Annotated in this window: 16 protein-coding genes; 11 read left to right on the forward strand and 5 right to left on the reverse strand. The window is 69.6% G+C overall.

The features are described 5' to 3' along the window. Window positions 1–8 precede the first annotated feature (8 nt). The 9 genes from ftsX to JOD67_RS14590 all read left to right on the forward strand — a co-directional run bounded on the left by ftsX (window position 9) and on the right by JOD67_RS14590 (window position 12,256). Window positions 9–908, forward strand: coding sequence for a permease-like cell division protein FtsX (gene ftsX / locus JOD67_RS14550; RefSeq protein ID WP_205117979.1), 900 nt, complete (start codon window positions 9–11; stop codon window positions 906–908). 278 nt (window positions 909–1,186) lie between these two features. Then, complete coding sequence (locus JOD67_RS14555; RefSeq protein WP_205117980.1) at window positions 1,187–2,476, forward strand: M23 family metallopeptidase; 1,290 nt, start codon at window positions 1,187–1,189, stop codon at window positions 2,474–2,476. A gap of 310 nt (window positions 2,477–2,786) precedes the next feature. Next, a complete protein-coding gene (smpB, locus tag JOD67_RS14560) occupies window positions 2,787–3,263 on the forward strand; it encodes an SsrA-binding protein SmpB (RefSeq protein WP_205117981.1) in 477 nt (158 codons plus the stop codon). A gap of 11 nt (window positions 3,264–3,274) precedes the next feature. After that, entirely contained in the window at window positions 3,275–5,122 is a 1,848-nt protein-coding gene (locus JOD67_RS14565; RefSeq protein ID WP_205117982.1) for a DUF2207 domain-containing protein, read from the forward strand. 9 nt (window positions 5,123–5,131) lie between these two features. Then, complete coding sequence (locus JOD67_RS14570) at window positions 5,132–6,388, forward strand: pyridoxal phosphate-dependent aminotransferase (RefSeq protein ID WP_205117983.1); 1,257 nt, start codon at window positions 5,132–5,134, stop codon at window positions 6,386–6,388. A gap of 17 nt (window positions 6,389–6,405) precedes the next feature. Beyond that, window positions 6,406–8,265 (forward strand): DUF2207 domain-containing protein, encoded by a 1,860-nt coding sequence (locus JOD67_RS14575; RefSeq protein ID WP_205117984.1) that lies wholly within the window; start codon window positions 6,406–6,408, stop codon window positions 8,263–8,265. A 166-nt stretch (window positions 8,266–8,431) separates the two neighbouring features. Then, window positions 8,432–10,258: a DUF2207 domain-containing protein gene (locus JOD67_RS14580; protein WP_205117985.1), complete on the forward strand. Its 1,827-nt coding sequence runs from the start codon at window positions 8,432–8,434 to the stop codon at window positions 10,256–10,258. Then, on the forward strand, window positions 10,255–11,157 hold the full coding sequence (locus JOD67_RS14585; protein ID WP_307782395.1) for an amidohydrolase family protein: 903 nt from the start codon (window positions 10,255–10,257) through the stop codon (window positions 11,155–11,157). The genes JOD67_RS14580 and JOD67_RS14585 overlap by 4 nt, the downstream gene beginning before the upstream one ends. Before the next feature lie 19 nt (window positions 11,158–11,176). Beyond that, window positions 11,177–12,256: an acyl-CoA dehydrogenase family protein gene (locus JOD67_RS14590; RefSeq protein WP_205117986.1), complete on the forward strand. Its 1,080-nt coding sequence runs from the start codon at window positions 11,177–11,179 to the stop codon at window positions 12,254–12,256. A gap of 158 nt (window positions 12,257–12,414) precedes the next feature. On the opposite strand, the gene serA is transcribed toward JOD67_RS14590, so the two are convergent. The 4 genes from serA to JOD67_RS14610 form a co-directional block, all read right to left on the reverse strand. Then, on the reverse strand, window positions 12,415–13,632 hold the full coding sequence (gene serA / locus JOD67_RS14595) for a phosphoglycerate dehydrogenase (RefSeq protein ID WP_205117987.1): 1,218 nt from the start codon (window positions 13,630–13,632) through the stop codon (window positions 12,415–12,417). Window positions 13,633–13,654: 22 nt separating this feature from the next. Beyond that, window positions 13,655–14,824, reverse strand: a complete 1,170-nt coding sequence (locus tag JOD67_RS14600) for a WD40 repeat domain-containing protein (protein WP_205117988.1) — start codon at window positions 14,822–14,824, stop codon at window positions 13,655–13,657. Further along, window positions 14,821–15,399 carry an RNA polymerase sigma factor gene (locus tag JOD67_RS14605; RefSeq protein ID WP_307782396.1) on the reverse strand — a complete coding sequence of 193 codons (579 nt, stop codon included), beginning with the start codon at window positions 15,397–15,399 and terminating at the stop codon, window positions 14,821–14,823. Before JOD67_RS14605 ends, JOD67_RS14600 begins: the two co-directional genes overlap by 4 nt. A 78-nt stretch (window positions 15,400–15,477) precedes the next feature. Continuing rightward, on the reverse strand, window positions 15,478–15,696 hold the full coding sequence (locus JOD67_RS14610; RefSeq protein WP_205117989.1) for a hypothetical protein: 219 nt from the start codon (window positions 15,694–15,696) through the stop codon (window positions 15,478–15,480). Between the two features lie 204 nt (window positions 15,697–15,900). Between JOD67_RS14610 and JOD67_RS14615 the strand changes: the two genes are divergently transcribed. Further along, on the forward strand, window positions 15,901–16,890 hold the full coding sequence (locus tag JOD67_RS14615; RefSeq protein WP_205117990.1) for an N-acetylglucosamine kinase: 990 nt from the start codon (window positions 15,901–15,903) through the stop codon (window positions 16,888–16,890). A 57-nt stretch (window positions 16,891–16,947) separates the two neighbouring features. Here JOD67_RS14615 and JOD67_RS14620 read toward each other — a convergent pair whose 3' ends face one another. Next, window positions 16,948–18,264 (reverse strand): MFS transporter, encoded by a 1,317-nt coding sequence (locus tag JOD67_RS14620; protein ID WP_307782397.1) that lies wholly within the window; start codon window positions 18,262–18,264, stop codon window positions 16,948–16,950. A 72-nt stretch (window positions 18,265–18,336) separates the two neighbouring features. On the opposite strand from JOD67_RS14620, the gene JOD67_RS14625 reads away from it, so the two are divergent. Continuing rightward, a complete protein-coding gene (locus JOD67_RS14625) occupies window positions 18,337–19,317 on the forward strand; it encodes a GlxA family transcriptional regulator (protein ID WP_205117992.1) in 981 nt (326 codons plus the stop codon). Window positions 19,318–19,410: the final 93 nt, after the last annotated feature.

Consider the following 19,410-nt stretch of genomic DNA (forward strand, 5'->3'; position numbering starts at 1 on the left):
AGGGAACCATGCGGATCAGATACGCCTTCTCCGAGCTCGGCACCGGCATGCGCCGGAACCTCACCATGACGGTGGCGGTGATCGTCACGGTCTGGGTCTCGCTCGTCCTGTTCGGCGTCGGCATGCTGCTGCGCGCCGAGGTCGACCTGGTCAAGGGCTTCTGGTACGACAAGGTGCAGATCGCGGTCTTCATGTGCAACGACACCGCGAGCTCGCCGCAGTGCGCCGACGGCAAGGTCACTGACGACCAGAAGTCGCAGATCAAGCAGACCCTGTCCAGCAACCCCGAGGTCAGGGGGGTCTTCGAGGAGACCCAGCAGGAGGCGTTCAAGCGCTACCAGGAGATCTACCAGGACTCGGCGACCTCGGACATCGTCCAGGCCGACGACCTGCAGTCGTCGTACCGCGTGAGCCTGAAGAACCCCGAGCAGTACGAGGGCGTGGTCTCCGCGGTCCAGGGACTCCCCGGCGTGTACTCCGTGCAGGACTCGCGCGAGGTCCTCGAGCCCCTGTTCAAGGGGCTGAACGGGCTGCAATGGATGGCCATAGGCCTGGCCGGAGGTCTCTTGATCGCCGCGATCCTGCAGATCGGCAACACGATCCGGCTGACCGTCTTCAGCCGGCGACGAGAGATCGGGATCATGCGCCTGGTGGGCGCGTCGAACATGTACATCCAGCTCCCGTTCATCGTCGAAAGCGTGGTATCCGCCCTGGCCGGAGCCGCTTTGGCCTGCGCCACGCTCGCGTTCGCGCCGCTGGTCACCGAGCGGCTCAGGAGCGGCATCCGGGCGGTTCCGTGGATCGGTTGGGACGCGACGATCGCGACGATGCCCGTTTTGATTGGTTTAGGGATTCTCTTGGCAGTTATCGCATCGTTTGTCACACTACGGAAATACCTCAACGTGTGAGGTTGATCCGCTAGCCTGCGGAATACAACTGCATCCGAGAGCGAGATCTCCGCCTAGCGGCGGGGCATCTCCTGGAGGGAAGACCTGTGTTCCGACACTTCCCCCGTGCCCGCAAGGGCGCGTTGTTGGAATCCCAGGACCGACCGACTCGGACCGATAACGCATCCCAGGACGGCCCACCGGCCGCCCCGAGACCTCGTGTCGATCCGTTCGGGATCCTGCGACACGCCGTACGAAGGCGCCGCCGAACGCTGGGCGTCGTCATTGCTGGTGCCCTGGTGGCATCCCTGGCTGTGGGGCTGCCCGTTGCCCAGGCCGGGCCGCAAGAGGACAAGCGCAAGGTCGACCGCCAGCTCGAGGGTGCCAAGCAGGACCTCGACGAGTCGTCGGCCGCGCTCCAATCCGCCTCCGCGGCGCTCCAGTCCGCGGAAGTCAATCTCGCCGCCGCCCAGAACAAGCTGGCGCTCGTCCGTGGCCAGCTGTCCGCGGCGAAGGCCAAGGACACGGCGATGGCGGCCAAGCTGGTCGCCGCCCGCGACCGCGTCACCCGTGCGAAGGCGAGCCTGGGCACCGCCCAGAGCCGGGTGAAAGACCAACGTCAGGCGATCGCGGAGTTCGCGAACGCCAACTACCAGCAGTCCGGGCTCGGCGAGCTCGCCGCCGTTCTCAACAGCGAGTCGCCGGCCGACCTGCTCAGCCGGCTGCAGATCGTGGACAGCGTCGCGCAGTCGCAGGCCACGTCGCTCGACCGGCTGAACGACGCGCGCGCCGAGGTCGCGGCCAAGAAGGCCGCCCTGGAGCTCGCCGAGGCCGACGCCGAGCACCAGCGCAAGGAAGCCGCCGAGAACCTGACCCGGATGCGCGAGCTCGAGCGCCAGCAGCTCGAGGCGACGAACGCGGTCGGTCAGTACGTACGCGAACGCGCCGCCATCCAGGCGACCGCGGCGCAGGCGAAGTCCGACGACCTGAAGCAGTACGACGCGCTGCTCGCCGAGCGTGAGCGGATCAAGAAGGAGCTCAAGGAGCTCGCCCGCAAGGAAGCCGAGGAAGAGCGCAAGCGCAAGGAGCGGGAACGCAAGGAGCGCGAGCGCAAGAAGGACGACGGCGGCGGGAACGACGACGACAACGACGACGGTGGCGGCAACGACGATGGTGGCGGCAACGACGACGGCGGCGGCCTGCTGTCTCGTCCGGTGTACGGCCACATCACCTCGCCGTACGGCATGCGGTTCCACCCGATCCTGCACCGCTGGAAGCTGCACGACGGCACCGACTTCGGCGCCGGGTGCGGTACGCCGATCCGCGCGGCGGCGTCCGGCAAGGTCATCCGCCGCTACTACAACGGCGGGTACGGCAACCGGATCTTCGTCTCGCACGGACGGATCAGCGGCAAGTCGATCGTCACCTCGTACAACCACCTCTCCCGCTACTCCGCGCATGTCGGTGACCGGGTGAGCCGTGGCGAGGTGATCGGGTACGTCGGCACGACCGGCTACTCGACCGGCTGCCACCTGCATTTCATGGTCTATCAGAACGGTGACACCGTTAACCCGATGAAGTGGTTGTAACGCTAGAGATGAAGTTTCGTTGCAGGTTCGAGTTCTGGCGTGCGCTACGACCACGTCCGAAGCGTCGCCGCAAGCGGGTGGCCCGGCATCCCGGAGTCCGGGTGCTCGGCCACCACGCTTGGCGGCATCGGCACGCGATGGAGGTGCATCCCGCCCACGTGAAAAGTCACCGCTCCCGGCAAAGGGGTTGCGGCGATCCGCGAGGATAGAGGGATGATCAAGGACCGCCAGTGTGGGCAGAAGTTCGTGGCGCCGACCCGCACCGCACGCTCCCGGCAAAGGGGTTGCGGCGATCCGCGAGGATAGAGGGATGGTCAAAGAACGTGGTCAGAAGTTCGTGGCGCAAAATCGGAAGGCGCGGCACGACTATCACATCGAGGACACCTACGAGGCCGGGCTGGTTCTCACCGGCACCGAGGTGAAGTCGCTGCGTGCTGGCCGCGCGTCCCTGGTCGACGGCTGGGCCATCGTGATCGACGGCGAGGCCTGGCTCGAGGGCGTGCACATCCCGGAGTACGTGCAGGGCACGTGGACCAACCACGCGCCGCGCCGGCGCCGGAAGCTGCTGCTCAACCGCAAGGAGATCGACAAGATCGCCACGGCGACGAGCGAGAGCGGCACCACGATCGTGCCGCTGTCGATGTACTTCAAGGACGGCAAGGCCAAGGTCGAGATCGGCCTGGCCAAGGGCAAGCGCCAGTACGACAAGCGCCAGGCCGTCGCCAAGCGGGACGCCGACCGCGAGGCCCAGCGGGCCATGGCGAGATTCAACAGCGGCAAACGCTAGCCTTTTGCCCCATGAACGGGGTCCAGAAGCGTGTTCTCGCGGTAGGTCTGATCGCCGGACTGGCCGCCCTGCTAGGCGGAATGCCCGCGGCCAGCGCCGCCGGTGAGGAGCGCATCCTCGCGTACGACTCGACGTACGACATCCGCCCCGACGGCAGCGTCGACGTCACCGAGGTCATCCAGTACGACTTCGGCAACGCCAGCCGGCACGGCCTCACCCGCGACATCCCCACCCGCGAGGCCGTCGACGAGGACCGCGACCGCGTTTACCACATCGACGACGTCGAGGTGTCGAGCCCGAGCGGCGCGCCCGCCGACCTGGACGAGCAGTCCGGCGCCGACCAGACGTTCCTGCGCATCGGCCACCCCGACAAGACCGTCACGGGCAGGCAGACATACGAGATCCGCTACCACCTCCGCGGCGCGATGAACCCGTTCGACGACCACGACGAGCTCTACTGGGACGCGATCGGCACCGGCTGGTCGGTCCAGATCGCCAAGGCGAGCGTCACGGTCAACGCGCCCGGCGGTATCAACAAGGTCAGCTGCTTCTCGGACAAGCTGGGCGCCGACACCAAGTGCGCCGGGGCGCGGATCGTGAACCCGAAGAAGGCGCGGTTCGACCAGTTCAACCTGTCGTACGGCCAGCCGCTCACGTTCGTCGTCGGCATCGACAATGGGGTCGTCGACGTGGCCGCGCCGGAGATCTCCGGCCGCAACAACCGCCTCGGTGGCCCGGTCGGTGAGGCCGCCGCCGCGCCCGGCCCGATCACGTACGGCATCGGCGGTGCTCTCCTCGTCGGGACGATCGCGTTCACCGGCATCAGCTACTTCCGCCGCGGCCGTGACCGCGAGTACGGCGGCCTCACGCCGGGGCTCGTCCCGCTCGCCGGTCAGCCCGAGGTCAGCCGGCCGGCGCGCTGGTTCAAGCCCGAGGTCGCGCCCGAGTTCCGCCCACCCGACGGTGTCGGCCCGGCCCTCGCCGGCACGATCATGGACGAACGTGCCGACGCGCTCGACGTCTCGGCGATGATCGTCGACCTCGCCGTCCGCCGCTACCTGCACATCGAGGAGATCCCGCCGGAGCACTTCTGGAACAGCAAGGACTGGCGCCTCACCAAGCTCGAGGGCGGCCAGGGGCAGCTCTCCAACGCCGAGACCAAGCTGCTGTCGTCGCTGTTCGAGATCGGTCCGGTCGTCGAGATGTCGCGCCTGAAGAACCGGTTCGCGAGCGACCTCAAGCAGGTGCAGACGCTGCTGTACGAGGACGCCGTCCAGCGCGGCTGGTTCCACAAGTCGCCGGAGAAGGTCCGCTCCGCCTGGGGCGGCACCGGTCTGCTCCTCGCGATCGCCGCCGGCGTCGGCACCGGCGTCGCGTTCACCAACCAGCAGTTCGGCCTCGCCGTGCTCGGCGTCGCACTCGTGATCGCCGGTCTCGTCATGCGCCTGGCGGCGCACATGATGCCCGCCCGGACCGCCACGGGCACGGCCACGCTCGCCAGGGTCCAGGGCTTCCGGCGCTACCTCACCACCGCCGAGACCGACCAGCTGCGGTTCGAGGAGGGCGAGGACATCTTCAGCCGCTACCTGCCGTACGCGATCGTCTTCGGCGTCACCGACCGGTGGGCGAAGGTGTTCGCGGCCCTCGCCGCGACCAGCGCCACGGCCGGCGGCCTGTACTGGTACTCCAACCCGAACGGCTTCGACCACAACCACTTCGGCGACTCGATGACGAGCTTCGCGTCGACGACGAGCTCCACGATGTCGTCCACGGCGTCGTCGTCCTCCAGCGGCGGCTCGGGCTTCTCCGGCGGGTTCTCCGGGGGCGGTGGAGGCGGCGGGGGCGGCGGCTCCTGGTAGACAGGGGCCGTGGTCGTTCACTCCGCAACCCTCGCCATCGACGAAGCGATCCGGGCCCGCAAGGCGCGCGGTGAGCAGATCCTGCACCTCGGCTTCGGTGAGGCGGGCCTGCCCGTTCTCCCCACGGTGGCGAACGTTCTCGCCCAGAACACCGGCCACAACGCGTACGGCACGGTCGTCGGCGCACCGGCCGCGCGCCGGGCGGCGGCCGGCTACTTCGACCGCCGCGGGCTCGCGACCGACCCCGACCAGCTGGTGTACGCGCCGGGTAGCAAGGCGTTGCTGTATGCGGTGATCGCCAGCCTGCCCGGCGACGTCGTGCTGCCGCGCCCGTCCTGGGTGAGCTACGCCGCACAGGCCGCGCTCGCGGCCAAGCACGTGATCGACGTCCCGATCGCCGCCGAGGCGGGCGGCGTCCCCGACCCGGCCGCCCTCGACGCGCGGCTCACGCAGGCGCGGGCGAGCGGCCGGCAGCCGGGCGTTCTCGTGCTGACACTGCCGGACAACCCGACGGGCACGCTCGCGCCGGCCGACCTGGTCCGCGAGGTCTGCGCGGTCGCGGTCAAGCACGACCTGGTGATCCTCTCCGACGAGATCTACCGCGACCTCGCGTACGACCCGTCGCTGGTGCTGAGCCCGGCCCTGGTCGCGCCGGAACGTACGGTCGTCACGACCGGCCTGTCGAAGAGCATGGCCTTGGGTGGTTGGCGCATCGGCGTCGCGCGGCTGCCTGACGGCGAGCGAACGGCCGGCCTGCGGGACGCGATCGTCGGCGTGGCGAGCGAGGTCTGGTCGAGCCTCGCCGGCCCGATGCAGGACGTCGCCGCGTACGTCTTCGCCGAGCCGCCGGACGTCACCGAGCACGTCGCCGAGAGCCGCCAGCTGCACCGAACGGTCGCGACCGCGGTCTACGACCAGTTCGTCGCGGCCGGCGCGACCTGCCGCCCGCCGACCGGCGCGTTCTACCTGTACCCGGACCTCGAGCCACACCGCGACTGGTTCGCCGCGCACGGCGCGAAGACCGGGGCGGACGCCGCGACGTTCCTGCTGGACCGCTACGGGGTAGGAGTGCTCGCCGGTGAGGCGTTCGGCGACGAACCGGACGCGCTGCGGTTCCGCGTCGCGACGAGCCTGCTGTACGGGGAGACGTCCGACCAGCGGTGGGAAGCGCTGCGCAGCGCCGACCCGCTGCGGCTGCCGTGGATCGCGGCGTCGCTCGGTCAGCTCCGCGAGGTTCTGACCAAGCTGGGAACGAAGACGACGTAACGGGGAGTCCAAGTCGCATGACCCGACATCTACGGGGGATCGTGTGCGTAGCCGCGCTGGCTACGGTTCTGGTCGCCAGCCCTGCACTCGCGGACGCCGAGGACGTCCAGGACGGGAGGATCGACCCGTACTTCCTCACCTACACCGTGCAGCCGGACGGGACCGTCGACGTCGTCGAGGGGTTCACCTACGACTTCGGCAGCACCCCGAACCACGGCCCGGAGCGGCTCATCGACACGCGAGAAGCGTTCGACAAGGACCGGTATCGGAGCTACCGGGTCGAGGACGTCGAGGCGTCGAGTTCCTCGGGCGCGCCGGCGGACGTGGACGTCGAGGGCATCGACAACCAGACCCGGATCCGGATCGGCGACCCGGACGAGACGGTCAGCGGGCCGCAGAAGTACCGGCTCTCGTACACCCTCGTCGGAGCCCTGAACGCGCAGCCGGACGGGAGCGGCGAGCTGTTCTGGGACGCCGCCGGCCCGAACTGGCCGGTGCCGCTCGACAACGTGGCGGTCACGGTCAAGGCTCCCGGTGGAATCTCCAAGCAGCGTTGCCTTTTCGGCAAACCTGGTAGCACGGACCCCTGCTCCTCGCGGATCGCTGGCGGCGACGCTGTCTTCGCCGCGACGACCATCGAACCGGGCGAGGTCCTCACGGTCGTTGCGGCCTTCAGCCTTGCGGACGTGAACGTCCCGGCACCGCTGCTCAAGGACCGCAACCCGTTCCGGGACGCGTTCACGCCGTCCCCGGCGAGCGTCGGCGGCGGTGTCGGCGCGGTCGCGCTGATCGGCGGTGTCCCGCTGGCGTTGGCGATTCGGCGACGCCGCGACAAGAAGTACGTCGACCAGATTCCCGGTCTCGCGCCCGTACCGGGGCAGGAGGCACGCGAGGAGTACGTGTCGCTGCTCGAACCCGACGGGACCGTCGTCCAGTTCAGCCCGCCGAAGGACGTTTCGCCTGCGGAGGCTGGGGTTCTGCTCGATCGCAAGCTCAGTTCGACGCAGACCACTGCGACGCTGCTCGACCTCGCCGTTCGCGGCTACCTGCACATCGCCGAGACTGAGGTGACCCCGAAGCGCCAGCAGCCGAAGGGCTGGACGCTCACCGCGACAGGTGAGCCGGACGCGAGCCTGCGACCGCACGAGCAGGGGTTCCTGACGACCCTGTTCGCCAGCATGCAGTCCATCGCGCTGTCGAAGGGCGGGCACCTCGCGGCGTTCACCAACGCACACCGAGCGGTGATCAAGTCGCTGGGGAAGACCGTCGTCGACCGGAACTGGTTCGCCGCGCGGCCGGCGGGAGCGCTGGATGCCGGCTCGATCATCGGGCTGGTCTTCGCCTCGATCGCGATTCTCGGTGGCGTGATCGTCGGCATGGTCTTCCTGAGCATGGCCGGGTTCGGCTTCCTCGCGGCTGGCATCCTGCTGGCGTTGGTCGTGGCGGCCGCGTCGCTGTTCGTGCGGCGTGGCCGGACGGCTTCTGGTGAGGCGATTGCTCAACAGGTGCGGGGATTCCGGCACTACCTCGAGGTCGCGGAGGCGGAGAAGCTGCGCTTCGAGGAGGGGATCGACGTGTTCAGCCGGTACCTGCCGTGGGCGGTCGCGTTCGGCATCGCGGAGAAGTGGGCGAACGTCTGCCACGACCTCGCCAAGGCGGGACGAATCCCGGCCTCGCCGTCCTGGTACGAGAGCACCCGGCCGTGGTCGTACCGCGACTACAACACCAGCCTGGCTGGCTTCTCGGCCGCCGCCGTGTCGAACTCGTCGCCGCCGGTGACCACGAGCTCGGGAAGCTCGTCGTCGGGCGGCAGCGGCTTCTCGTCCAGCTCGTCGTCGGGCAGCGGCGGCGGTGGCGGAGGCGGCGGGTCGTGGTGACGCCGGGAACGGTTGCCCTGACCGCGGAGTCCAAGCGCACATGAGGCACAGCGCTGATGGTCGCGTCCGGCCCGCTCAGTTTCGACTCCGACGGGCGGTCGTTGACCGCCCGACATTGACCGCTTCCTCGACGGGCCGGACGCGACGTTCGGGGATCATCGCAGTCGTGGCTGCGGTGCTGGTCGTGGTGGCGCCGGCGAGCCCGGCCCTGGCCGCGGACGACGGCCAGCTCGGGCCGTACCGGATCACCTACGCCGTGCAGGCGAACGGTTCGGTCCACGTCACCGAGGAGTTCCGGTTCGACTTCGGCGCGACGCCGAACCACGGGCCGGAACGGCTCCTCGACACGCGCGAGCCCTACGACGGTGACCGCAACCGGGAGTACGCGATCGTGGGCGTCGAGGCGTCCAGCTCGACGGGCGCGCCGGCGGACGTGGACGTCGAGGAGCTCGGCGACCAGACCCGCATCCGGATCGGCGATCCGGACGCGACGGTCAGCGGGCCGCAGTCGTATCGGCTCACCTACACGATCGAGGGTGCGCTCAACGCCCAGCCGAACGGGACCGGCGAGCTGTTCTGGGACGCGGCCGGCCCGCACTGGCAGGTGCCGATCGACGATCTCACCGTGACGGTCGAGGCGCCGGGCGGAATCACCCACCAGCGTTGCCTCTTCGGCCCTCCCGGCAGCAAGAACCCCTGTGACGACGACGTTCTCGCCGACGGCAAGGCGGTCTTCACGCAGCGTTCCGTCGAGCCGGGCGAGGTCCTCACGGTCGTGGCGGCGTTCGACCTTGCCGGCGTGCGGATTCCGGCGCCGACGCTCGAGGAGCGGAACGCGCTCAAGCGTACGTTCGCGGTGTCTCCCGCGAACATGGCCGGCGGCGCGGGGGCGTTCGCGTTGATCGGTGGCGTCCCGCTGCTGTTCGCGGTCCGGCGGCGGCGTGACAAGCGGTACGTCGGGGTCACGCCCGGCCTGACGCCAGCGCCCGGACAACCCGCACGCGAGGAGTACGTGTCGCTGCTCGCCCCGGATGGCACGGCCGTCCAGTTCGGCCCGCCGAAGGACGTTTCGCCAGGCGAGGCAGGCGTTCTGCTCAACCGGCGGGTGGACTCGACGCACACGACGGCCACGTTGCTCGACCTCGCCGCGCGCGGCTACCTGCGGATCTCCGAGGGCGCGGACACGGTGCCGGGGCGGCAGCCGACGAACTGGACGCTGACCGTCGGGCGCGGTCCGGACGCGAGCCTGCGGCCGCACGAGAACGAGCTGATCAGCAACCTGTTCGGCACGAACACGACCGTCTCGCTGTCGTTCGCCGGCCCCAACAACGAGTTCGCCCGCGCCCACAACGCCGTGTCGGACCGGCTCGGCAAGCTCGCGGTCGAACGGAACTGGTACCCGCGGCTGGGCTTCACACTGTCGGCGGGTTCGTGCATCGGGCTGGCCTTTGGCGGGTTCTTCGGGTTCTTCATCCTGCTCGTGATCGTCACTGGATTGGGATCGCTGGGGCTCGGCCTCCTCGGGTTGGGCATCGTCCTCGGCGTCGTGGCGGCGGTGGCGTCGCTGTTCGTCCGGAGCGGCCGTACCGCTGCGGGGGAGGCGGTTGCCCAACAGGTGCGGGGATTCCGGCGCTACCTCGAGGTCGCGGAGGCCGAGCGGTTGAGGTTCGAGGAGGGTGTCGACATCTTCAGTCGCTACCTGCCGTGGGCCGTCGCGTTCGGTCTCGCGGACAAGTGGGCGAACGTCTGCGAACGGCTGGCGCGCGCCGGTCGGATCCCGCCGTCGCCGTCCTGGTACGACGGCCCGCGGCCGTGGTCGTACAGCGACTACTCGCTCAACCTGGCTGGGGTCTCGGCGGTGGCCGTGGCGGCGACGACGCCGGTGTCCACGGGGAGCAGCGGCGGCAGCTCGTCGTCGTCCGGCAGCAGCGGGTTCTCGTCCAGCTCGTCGTCCGGTGGCGGCGGTGGTGGCGGGGGAGGCGGCTCGTGGTGACGTCGCCGACGGTCGACGCCGACGTTCCTGCTTTTCTTGCGGCATTGGGGATTCCGGGTCTCGCGGACGTGCATGTGCACTTCATGCCGCCGCGGGTGATGGCGGCGGTGTGGCGACACTTCGACCTGGCGGGGCCATTCCTCGGGCGGGAGTGGCCGGTCCTTTACAAGGGGAGCGACGAGGAGCGGGTCTCGGTTCTGCGTTCGTTGGGTGTCCGGCGGTTCACCGCGTTGCCGTACGCGCACAAGCCCGGCATCGCGACGTTCCTGAACGAGTGGGCCTGGACGTTCGCGGCCTCGGTGCCGGAATGTCTGCCGTCCGCGACGTTCTTCCCCGAGCCGGAGGCCGGCAAGTACGTCGCCGCGGCGATCGAGCAGGGTGTGCAGGTCTTCAAGGCGCACGTGCAGGTCGGCGACTTCGAGCTCGCGGACCCGTACCTGCGACCGGTGTTCGGCGCGCTCGAGGATTCCGGTGTGCCGCTCGTTCTGCACGCCGGGTCGGGGCCGGTCCCGAACAGCCACACCGGGCCGGAGCCGGTGGCCGGCGTGCTGCGCTCGTACCCGCGACTGCCGGTGATCATCGCCCACGCGGGCGCGCCAGAGTACCGGGAGTTCCTCGAGCTGGCGGAACGATACGAACGGGTCATGTTGGACACCACGATGGTGTTCACGGACTTCTTCTCCGACTTCGCGGCGTATCCGCCGGAGCTGCTGGGCCGGTTCGCGGCGCTGCGGGAGAGGGTGCTGTTCGGCAGCGATTTCCCGAACATCCCGTACCCGTACGCCCATGCGCTCGAGGCGTTGGTGCGGCTGGACCTGGGCGACGACTGGCTCGCCGACGTGTGCTGGCACAACCTGGGCAGAGTGTTCACCGGACCCGGGGCGAGCGGTCACTCGTAGCGATGGAAGGATCGGGGTCGTGACCAACGTTGCGTCGGTTACCGACCTTGATCAACATCCGATGCTGCAGGCCGCCCGGCAGCTCGCTGACGATCTGCTCGAACCGTCCGCGACCGAGGTGGATGCGGACGTCGTTCCGCGTTCGCACCTCGAGGCGATCGGTAAGGCCGGCCTGCTCGGATTGGTCGCGCCCTCGTCCGCTGGCGGGTCCGAGGTGCCCGCCGCGGTGTGGCGTCGGGTGCAGCAGGTGCTGGCCGGTGCGGACTGCGCTACCTGGTTCGTGACCGCGCAGCACCACGGACCCGTACGCATGCTCGCCGAGAGCTCCGCGCCGATCCGTGCGGACCTGTTGCCGCAGCTGGTGCGGGGTGAGCTCGTGGCGGGGACCGCGTTCGCGCACCTGCGCGGCTGGCCCGACCGGCCGGTCGAGGCGACGCGCGTGGAGGGCGGCTGGCGGTTCCGCGGGATGGCGCCCTGGTACACGGGCTGGGGCCTGAACGACGTCCTCTCTCTCGGCGGCGCGTCCGCGGACGGCGAGGTCGTCTTCGGCATCGTCAACGCGCGGCCGCGCCCCGGGCTGATCGCCTCGGCGCCGATGCGGATGGCGGCGATGACGTCGACGCAGACCGTGCGGCTGGCGCTGGACAACGTGGTGATTCCGGACTCGCACATCGTGCAGCGAATGCCGATCCAGGAGTGGCTGCGGATGGACCAGCGGCAGACGGTGAACGTGAACCCGGGCGTCTTCGGGGTCGCCGCCGCTGCGCTGCGGAAGCTACGGGAGCTGTCCTCGAAGGCCGACCTGCCTGCTGGATTCGGTGCCGCTGACCGCCTGTCGTCGCGGTTGGCCGCTGTGCAGGCGCGGTCGGAGGAGTTGCACGAGTCGGTGTCGCTCGACGAGGCACACGCGGAGCGGCTGTCGGTCCGCGCGGAGGCCCAGCGGGTCCTGGTCGACGCGACGACAGCCCTGGTCGTCGCGGGCGGCGGCCGTTCGATGGCCCTGACCAGCGCAGGCCAGCGGCACGCCCGCGAGGCCCTCTTCCTGCTCGTTCAGGCCCAGACCCTGCCGGCCCGCGAAGCCACGCTGGACACGTTCTAGCTTCGACCTTTCGTCCGGCGGTGGGTCCGCTCGGCCCGTCCCGCCCTGGGGCCAATGATCATGTTTACATGATCAACGGCCGCTTTACGTGGGGTGGACGCCAGGTAGAGCGGTCACTGGCCGGGTAAGGCGACCCACCCACACCTGAAATCCCGAGGCTAGCTCAGCGAGCGCAGCCGGATCGTCTCCGGCATCCCGGCCAGACGCTCGAGCACCGACGGCGGTGCCGACGCGCCGAAGTCGGTGATCACGTAGCCGACCTCGCCTCGGGTGCCGAGGTACTGACCCTCGATGTTCACGCCGTGCTCCGCCAGCAGCCCGTTGATCGTCGCCAGCACGCCCGGGATGTTCCGGTGTACGTGCGCGAGCCGATGCGTCGACGCCTGTTCCGGCAACGCCAGCGCCGGGAGGTTGACCGACAGCGAGGTGGTGCCGTCGACCACGTAGTGCAGCAGCTTGGCCGCGACGAAGCGCCCGATGTCCTGCTGCGCCTCCTCCGTGGACCCACCGACGTGCGGCGTGAGGATCACGTTCGGCAGCCCGCGCAGGACCGACGAGAACGGTTCGCCGCGCCGCTTCGGCTCGTTCGGGAACACGTCGACGGCCGCCCCGGCGATGTGCCCGGACTCGATGTGGGTCCGCAGCGCGTCGTGGTCGACGACGAAGCCGCGCGACAGGTTCAGGAAGATCGAGCCCGGCCGCATCAGCGCGAACTCGCGCTCGCCGAACAGGTCCCGGTTCCCCGGCCGCCCGTCCACGTGCAGCGTCACCACGTCCGCCACCGACAGCAACTCGTCCAGCGACGCGCATCGCCGCGCGTTCCCCAGCGCCAGCTTGTCGACCGGGTCGTAGAAGTACACCGACATCCCCAGCGCCTCGCCGATCACCGACAGCTGCGAGCCGATGTTGCCGTACCCCACGATCCCCAGCGCGCGCCCGCGGATCTCGTGGCTGCCGACCGCCGACTTGTCCCACACGCCCGCGTGCATGCCGCTGCTCTTGTCCGTCAGCCGCCGCGTCAGCGCGATGATCTCGGCGAGCGCGAGCTCGACCACGCTGCGGGTGTTGGAGAACGGGGCGTTGAACGCCGCGATCCCGCGCTCGGTCGCCGCCGGCAGGTCGATCTGGTTGGTCCCGATGCAGAACGCGCCGACCGCCAGCAGGTCAGGCGCCTGCTCGAACACCGCGGCGGTGAGCTGCGTCGTCGAACGGATCCCCAGCACCTGCACGCCGTCCAACCGCTTGACCAGCTCGTCGCCGTCCAGGGCGCCGTCGTACGTCTCCACCGAGAAGCCGCGACTGGACAACAGCGTCGCGGCGTCGGGGTGGATGTTCTCGAGCAGGAGGACGCGAAGGTCGGACGTGGTCTGAGCCATGGGTCCATCGTGCCAGGGGCCGCTACCAGCTGACCGCCCGGACGTTCGGGTTGTACGAGGGGTCGAGGACACTCACCGAGCCGGACCCTAGCCGGATCTCCAGCAGGGCGCGCGTGACCCCGTCGGATTCCAGCCCCACCGCAAGCACCCGGGCGCCACCTTGTGGGGCGAACCCGGTGAGAGCCTGCGGGTAGTACTGGTTCGACGTCAGCAGCTGGACGCTGACGTACTTCGACAGCTCCTTCGTGTCCCGGGTGATCTCCCGGCTGTTGCTGGGCAGCGTGCCGTCCGGCCGCGTCGTGTCGAGGTAGCGGAACTGATCGGCCGCGGGGCCTGGCTGGCGTACCAGGGCTGTCTTCCCGTAGTTGATCAGGACCTCGGCGGGAGGGACGGCTCTCGGAAAGTCCAGGGGGTACGCCAGGTACCGGTTGTCCAGCGACCAGCTGAGCGCGTTGATCCCGACCGGCGCGAAGGATCCTTTCATCGTCGACAGGGTCCACGTGCGCTTGCCGCCTGTCGACAGGTCGAACACCACCACGCCGTGAGTGGTGGCTGCGTTCGTCACGCACTGCCTGCCGTCCCACTCGATCGTGTCGTACCACGCCGCGAGCTTCCTGCCGTCGGGACTGATCGCGAGACTGCTGTACCGCTTGCCGGTCGCGACCGTGTCCTTCACGGTGGACTGCGTGGCCCGAGAGGTCTCCTGCTCGACGCTGAGCACGCTGATCCGCGTCGAACACGCGGCACTGCTGGCGTCGTGCCTGGCCAGGTAGAAGCTCCTCCGGTCGGGAGCCGCCGCCGCGGAGCGGTAGTCCGAGTCGTTGAAGAAGTCCTTCGGCTGGCTGTCGGAGGTCGTGGGGACCGAGTAAGCCGAGAATCGGCCGCCGTTCCACGCGAGGTTGAGGTAGAAGTCCAGCGGGGTGGAGGGGACCACCAGCTCGAGGGGAGCCGGGTCCTTGGGTCGGTCGAAGGAGCCGGCGGGGTCGAAGTTTCCCTTGTTGAGCAGGGCGAACGGGACGCCGAACGCCAGCGTGACCGAGGCGGCCGCCACCGCGGCGGCCAGCGTCCAGCGGGTACGGCGTTCGCGCGTACGCACTTCCAGCCCCGGTGGGCGGATGCCGTGCGGGGCGATCTCGGCGCCGGCGCTCTTCAGTGCCTCGCGGAGGCGCTGCTCGATGCCTTGATCGTTCACCTGCTCTCTCCCTTCAGGATCTTGGCGAGCGTGGCGAGTCCGTGATGGGCCGCCGACCGTACCGTTCCCTCGGCGATCCCGAGGGTCTGGGCGATCTGCGCGTCGGACAGGTCGACGAAGTACCGCAGGATCAGTACCTCGCGGCGCCTTGCGGGGAGCTTGTTGAGGGCGACGAGCACCTCGCGGCGGTCCTCGCCGAGGACGGCCTCGGACTCGGCGGACCAGACGGGCGGCTCGTACAGCGGCTTCCTGCGCAGCGCCAGCTGCCGGCGGCGGATGACGTTCCGGCTCCGGTTGAGGACGGTGGAACGCAGGTACGTCACGACCTTCGACCGGTCGCGCACCTTGTCCCAGCGCCGGTAGAGCTCGGCGAACGAGTCCTGGACGACATCCTCCGCGGACGGGCGGTCGCCGAGCATGAGTCCCGCGAGCCGGACCATCCCGAGCCAGTGGGTCTCGTACAGCTGAGCGACCGCCTCGTCACGATCCGTCTCCGGCTCCGAACGCGCCATGCCGTCGGCGGCGGTCGTGGCCAGAGTCTGAGCTCGGCGAAGGCTGATAGACGTCTCCGTCACGAAGGAGGAGACACCCAGCCGTGCCCCCGCGTTGCTCGAATATCGCAGAATCTTCGCGCTACCGCGGCGCGACGTTTCTCAACGGTGCAACAGCCCGTACGGGATCGCGAGGGCGAGGCTGACGGCGACCGCAGCGGCCAGGGCGATGACGAGCCAGTGCCAGCGGCGCTGGTTGGTACGCAGGCCGAACCGCTGGGCCGGAACTGGTCGACTCGCCGCTGCCAACGCCGACGCCGCTGCCTGCAAGGTGTCCTTGACGCGGGCGACGAGGTCGGACGGCGAGCGGTCGTTGCTCATCGGGCCTCCTCCACCTCCCAGAGACCCTTCACTCGCTGGTTTGCTGCTCCTTCCGCAACCTCTCGTCTCCGCCGCCCCAGCGCACTAGCTTGATGGCGCAGCCCCGGCTCGCTCAGTTTCGCCGCACGCCACCGTCAGCAGGTGGCCTCACGATGTTCAGCTTGGGCTGCCTCGACGAGCCGGACTGCGACTAGGGTCACGGCAATGAGCTTCGTCCTCGCCGTGGACGCCGGACAAACCGGGACGATCGCGCTGCTCGCTCGTCCGAGTGGGGAGATCGTCGGCGTCGGCCGGGGCGCGGGCTGCGAACGGATCGAGACCGAGGCGGGGCTCCGCCAGACCACCGCGGCGCTCACCGCCGCCGTCACCGGAGCGCTCGCGTCGGTCGAACCGCGGCCAGCCAAGCTCGTCTCCGCCTACCTCGCTCTCACCGCGGGGATCGAGATCGCCGACCGGGTGGTCCGGGATCTCGTCGCGGTGGAGGCGTTGACGGCCGAGCACGACGTGTACGCCGCGCTGGCGAGTGGCAGCCGTGGCCGCCCGGGCGTGGGCCTGATCGCGGGCACGGGTGCGGTCGCCGTGGCCGTCTCGTCGGACGGTACGCGCGAGGTCCGCGGCGGTTGGGGGCATCTGCTCGGCGACGAGGGCAGTGGGTACTGGCTCGGCATGCGGGCGCTCCACGCCGCGGCCGCGGTGGAGGACGGCCGGGTCGAGCGCAGCGCGCTGTACGACGCCGTTCTCGACTACTTCAACGCGCCGGACCTGCGGGCGATCTCGCGGCGTGTGTACGCGAACCAGATCGACCGCCCCGAACGCGCCGGGTTCGCCCCGATCGTCCTGCGCCTCGCCGCCGAGGGTGATCCGCTCGCCAGCACGATCGTCGACGACGCCTCGGCCGAGCTCGCCCGCCTCGTACTGGCGACGGCTCGTTCGGCGCGGATCGACGACCCCGCCGACCACGTGGTGGTCACGGCCGGCGGGCTGATGCGTGCCGGCAATCCGCTGCTGTCGCGGCTCGAGCTGCTGCTGTCGAAGGCCCTGCCCGGCTGGCGGGTCGTCGTTCCACCACATCCACCCGTCGTCGGTGCGCTCTACCTCGCGCTCCGTCAAGCCTCGGTGGAGGTGGACGACCTCGTCGAGACGAACCTCGCCACGACGATGGCGCGCCACGAGGCGTCGCTCCGCAAGCGGTGAGGTGCAACACGTGTTTTAAAACACGCGTTGTAAAACACGTGTACTGAAACAGCTGTTTTACAACGTCTGTTGCACAACGGTCCGGCTGCGGATCGCCAGCGACATCGCGGCGGCGGCGAAGCAGAGCGCTCCGGCACCCCAGAACGCCAACGTGTACGAGCCGGAGTTGTCGCGGATCACGCCGGCAACCGTCGCCGCCAGTGCCGCGCCGATCTGGTGGGAGGCGAACACCCAGCCGAACACGATCGGCCCCGCCTCGCCGAAGTGCTGCCGGCACAGGTTGATCGTCGGCGGAACGGTCGCGACCCAGTCCAACCCGTAGAAGATGATGAAGAACAGCATCGACGGATGCGTGGTCGCGTCCAACATCGAAGGCAGGATCAGCAGGGAGGCGCCGCGCAGCGCGTAGTACGCGCCGAGCAGGACGCGCGAGGACATCCGGTCGGTGAGCCAGCCGGACAGGATCGTTCCGATGATGTCGAAGATCCCCACCAGCGCCAGCAGTCCCGCAGCGGTCGGTTCCGGCATGCCGTGGTCGTGCGCGGCGGGGATGAAGTGGACCCCGATCAGCCCGTTCGTCGAGATCCCGCAGATCGCGAACCCGCCGGCCAGTAGCCAGAAAGTCTTCTTCTTCGCGGCGGACTTGAGCACGCTGAGCGCTCGACCGGCGCCGATCGCGGTCGGCCCGCTCGGTTCGGGATCGGTCGCCTTCGCACCGTACGGCTTCAACCCGACGTCGCGCGGGAAGTTCCGGATGAACAGCACCACCAGCGGAACGACTGCCAGCGACGCGATCGCCACGGTGTACGAGGCCGACCGCCAGCCATGGTTCTGGACGAGATTCGCCAACACCGGAAGGAAGACCAGCTGACCGGTGGCGCCGCCCGCCGTCAGGACACCGGTCACCAGGCCGCGATGCTTGACGAACCATCGCCCCGTGATCGTCGCGACGAACGCCATCGCCATCGAGCCGGTTCCGAGGCCGATGAGCACGCCCCAGCACAGGATCAGCTGCCAGCTCGACGTCATGAACCCGGTCAGGCCGGCCCCGGTCGAGATCAGCACGAGCGCGCCGGTGAGCACCTTGCGGAGCCCGAAGCGTTCCATCAGGGCCGCCGCGAACGGTGCGGTGAGGCCGTACAGCAGCAGGTTGATCGAAACGGCGAACGAGATCGTTCCCCGCGACCATCCGAACGCCTCCTGCAGCGGCGTGATCAGTACGCCGGGAGTCGCGCGGAAGCCGGCGGCGCCGACGAGGACCAGCAACGCGACGCCGGCGACGAACCAGGCACGGTGCAGGCGCGGGCGGCGCCCGCCGGAGGGATCCGAGGGGAGGTCCGAGGACTGGCTGGCGTCGGTCGAGGCGGTGGTCACAGTCATCGATCGTGGAGGAAGCCGCTCACGGATGCCAGTGGCCCGGTGGCCAACATGTGAAAGAATCCGGCCATGGCCCCGAAGCATCGCGTCGCCGTCCTCGCGCTTCCCCACGTCGTGGCGTTCGACGTCGGGTCGTCGACCCAGATCTTCAGTACCGCCCGGAACGCCGACAATCGGCGGCTTTACGACGTCATGGTCTGCACGCCCGACGGCGGGCCGGTGCGGACGACGACGGGGTTCCAGATCGTTCCCGACCACGGACTGGAGGTCGTGAACGAGGCCGAGACGGTCGTGGTCGTCGGCATCCACGGCGGGCCGCCGTTCGAGGACGGAACGCTCGACGCGAAGCTGACCGAGGCGCTGACCCAGGTACTGAGCGACGGGCGGCGGCTGATGTCGATCTGCACCGGCGCGTTCGTTCTCGGTGCCGCCGGCCTGCTCGACGGCCGGCCGGCGACGACGCACTGGATCCACGCCGAGCGGTTCCGCCGCTTCTATCCGCGGGTGAAGCTGAACCCGGACGTGCTGTTCGTCGATGACGGCGACGTGCTGACGTCCGCCGGCATCGGTGCGGGGATCGACCTGTGCCTGCACGTCGTGCGTACCGACCACGGCAGCGACGTCGCCAACCGCACCGCCCGGCGCGCGGTCGTGCCACCGTGGCGCGATGGTGGGCAGTCGCAGTTCATCGAACGGCCGTTGCCGGAGCTCGCGAACGCGACGACCCAGAGCACCCGCGCCTGGATGCTGAACCGGCTCGGCGACCGCCTCGACCTGGCGACGATGGCGGGACATGCGCGGATGAGCATCCGGACGTTCACGCGCCGGTTCCGGGACGAGACCGGCGTGAGCCCAGGGGAGTGGCTTGCCCGCCAGCGAATCGAACGCGCGCGGCACCTGCTCGAGTCCACCGACCTGCCCGTGGACCGGGTAGCGCGCGACGCCGGCTTCGGCACGGCCACGTCCCTCCGCCAACACCTCCACGCCACCCTCGGCGTCGCCCCCTTGACCTACCGCCGCACCTTCCGCCGCCAACCCGCCGCCAGCTAGGCCTGATGGGCAACTCGGGGGTGCTGGCGGATGGGCACCGATGCCGCTTTACCTGGCGTGTGGGTGCTCTACGCGGGGTGTATCCCAGGTAGA

This window comes from Tenggerimyces flavus (assembly GCF_016907715.1).
Lineage (GTDB): Bacteria > Actinomycetota > Actinomycetes > Propionibacteriales > Actinopolymorphaceae > Tenggerimyces > Tenggerimyces flavus.

Coding starts and splice junctions, on each gene's coding strand:
- ftsX (WP_205117979.1), top strand. CDS start 9: ATGCGGATCAGATACGCCTTCTCCGAGCTCGGCACCGGCATGCGCCGG.
- smpB (WP_205117981.1), top strand. CDS start 2,787: ATGGTCAAAGAACGTGGTCAGAAGTTCGTGGCGCAAAATCGGAAGGCG.
- JOD67_RS14565 (WP_205117982.1), top strand. CDS start 3,275: ATGAACGGGGTCCAGAAGCGTGTTCTCGCGGTAGGTCTGATCGCCGGA.
- JOD67_RS14575 (WP_205117984.1), top strand. CDS start 6,406: ATGACCCGACATCTACGGGGGATCGTGTGCGTAGCCGCGCTGGCTACG.
- serA (WP_205117987.1), bottom strand. CDS start 13,632: ATGGCTCAGACCACGTCCGACCTTCGCGTCCTCCTGCTCGAGAACATC.
- JOD67_RS14610 (WP_205117989.1), bottom strand. CDS start 15,696: ATGAGCAACGACCGCTCGCCGTCCGACCTCGTCGCCCGCGTCAAGGAC.
- JOD67_RS14615 (WP_205117990.1), top strand. CDS start 15,901: ATGAGCTTCGTCCTCGCCGTGGACGCCGGACAAACCGGGACGATCGCG.
- JOD67_RS14625 (WP_205117992.1), top strand. CDS start 18,337: ATGGCCCCGAAGCATCGCGTCGCCGTCCTCGCGCTTCCCCACGTCGTG.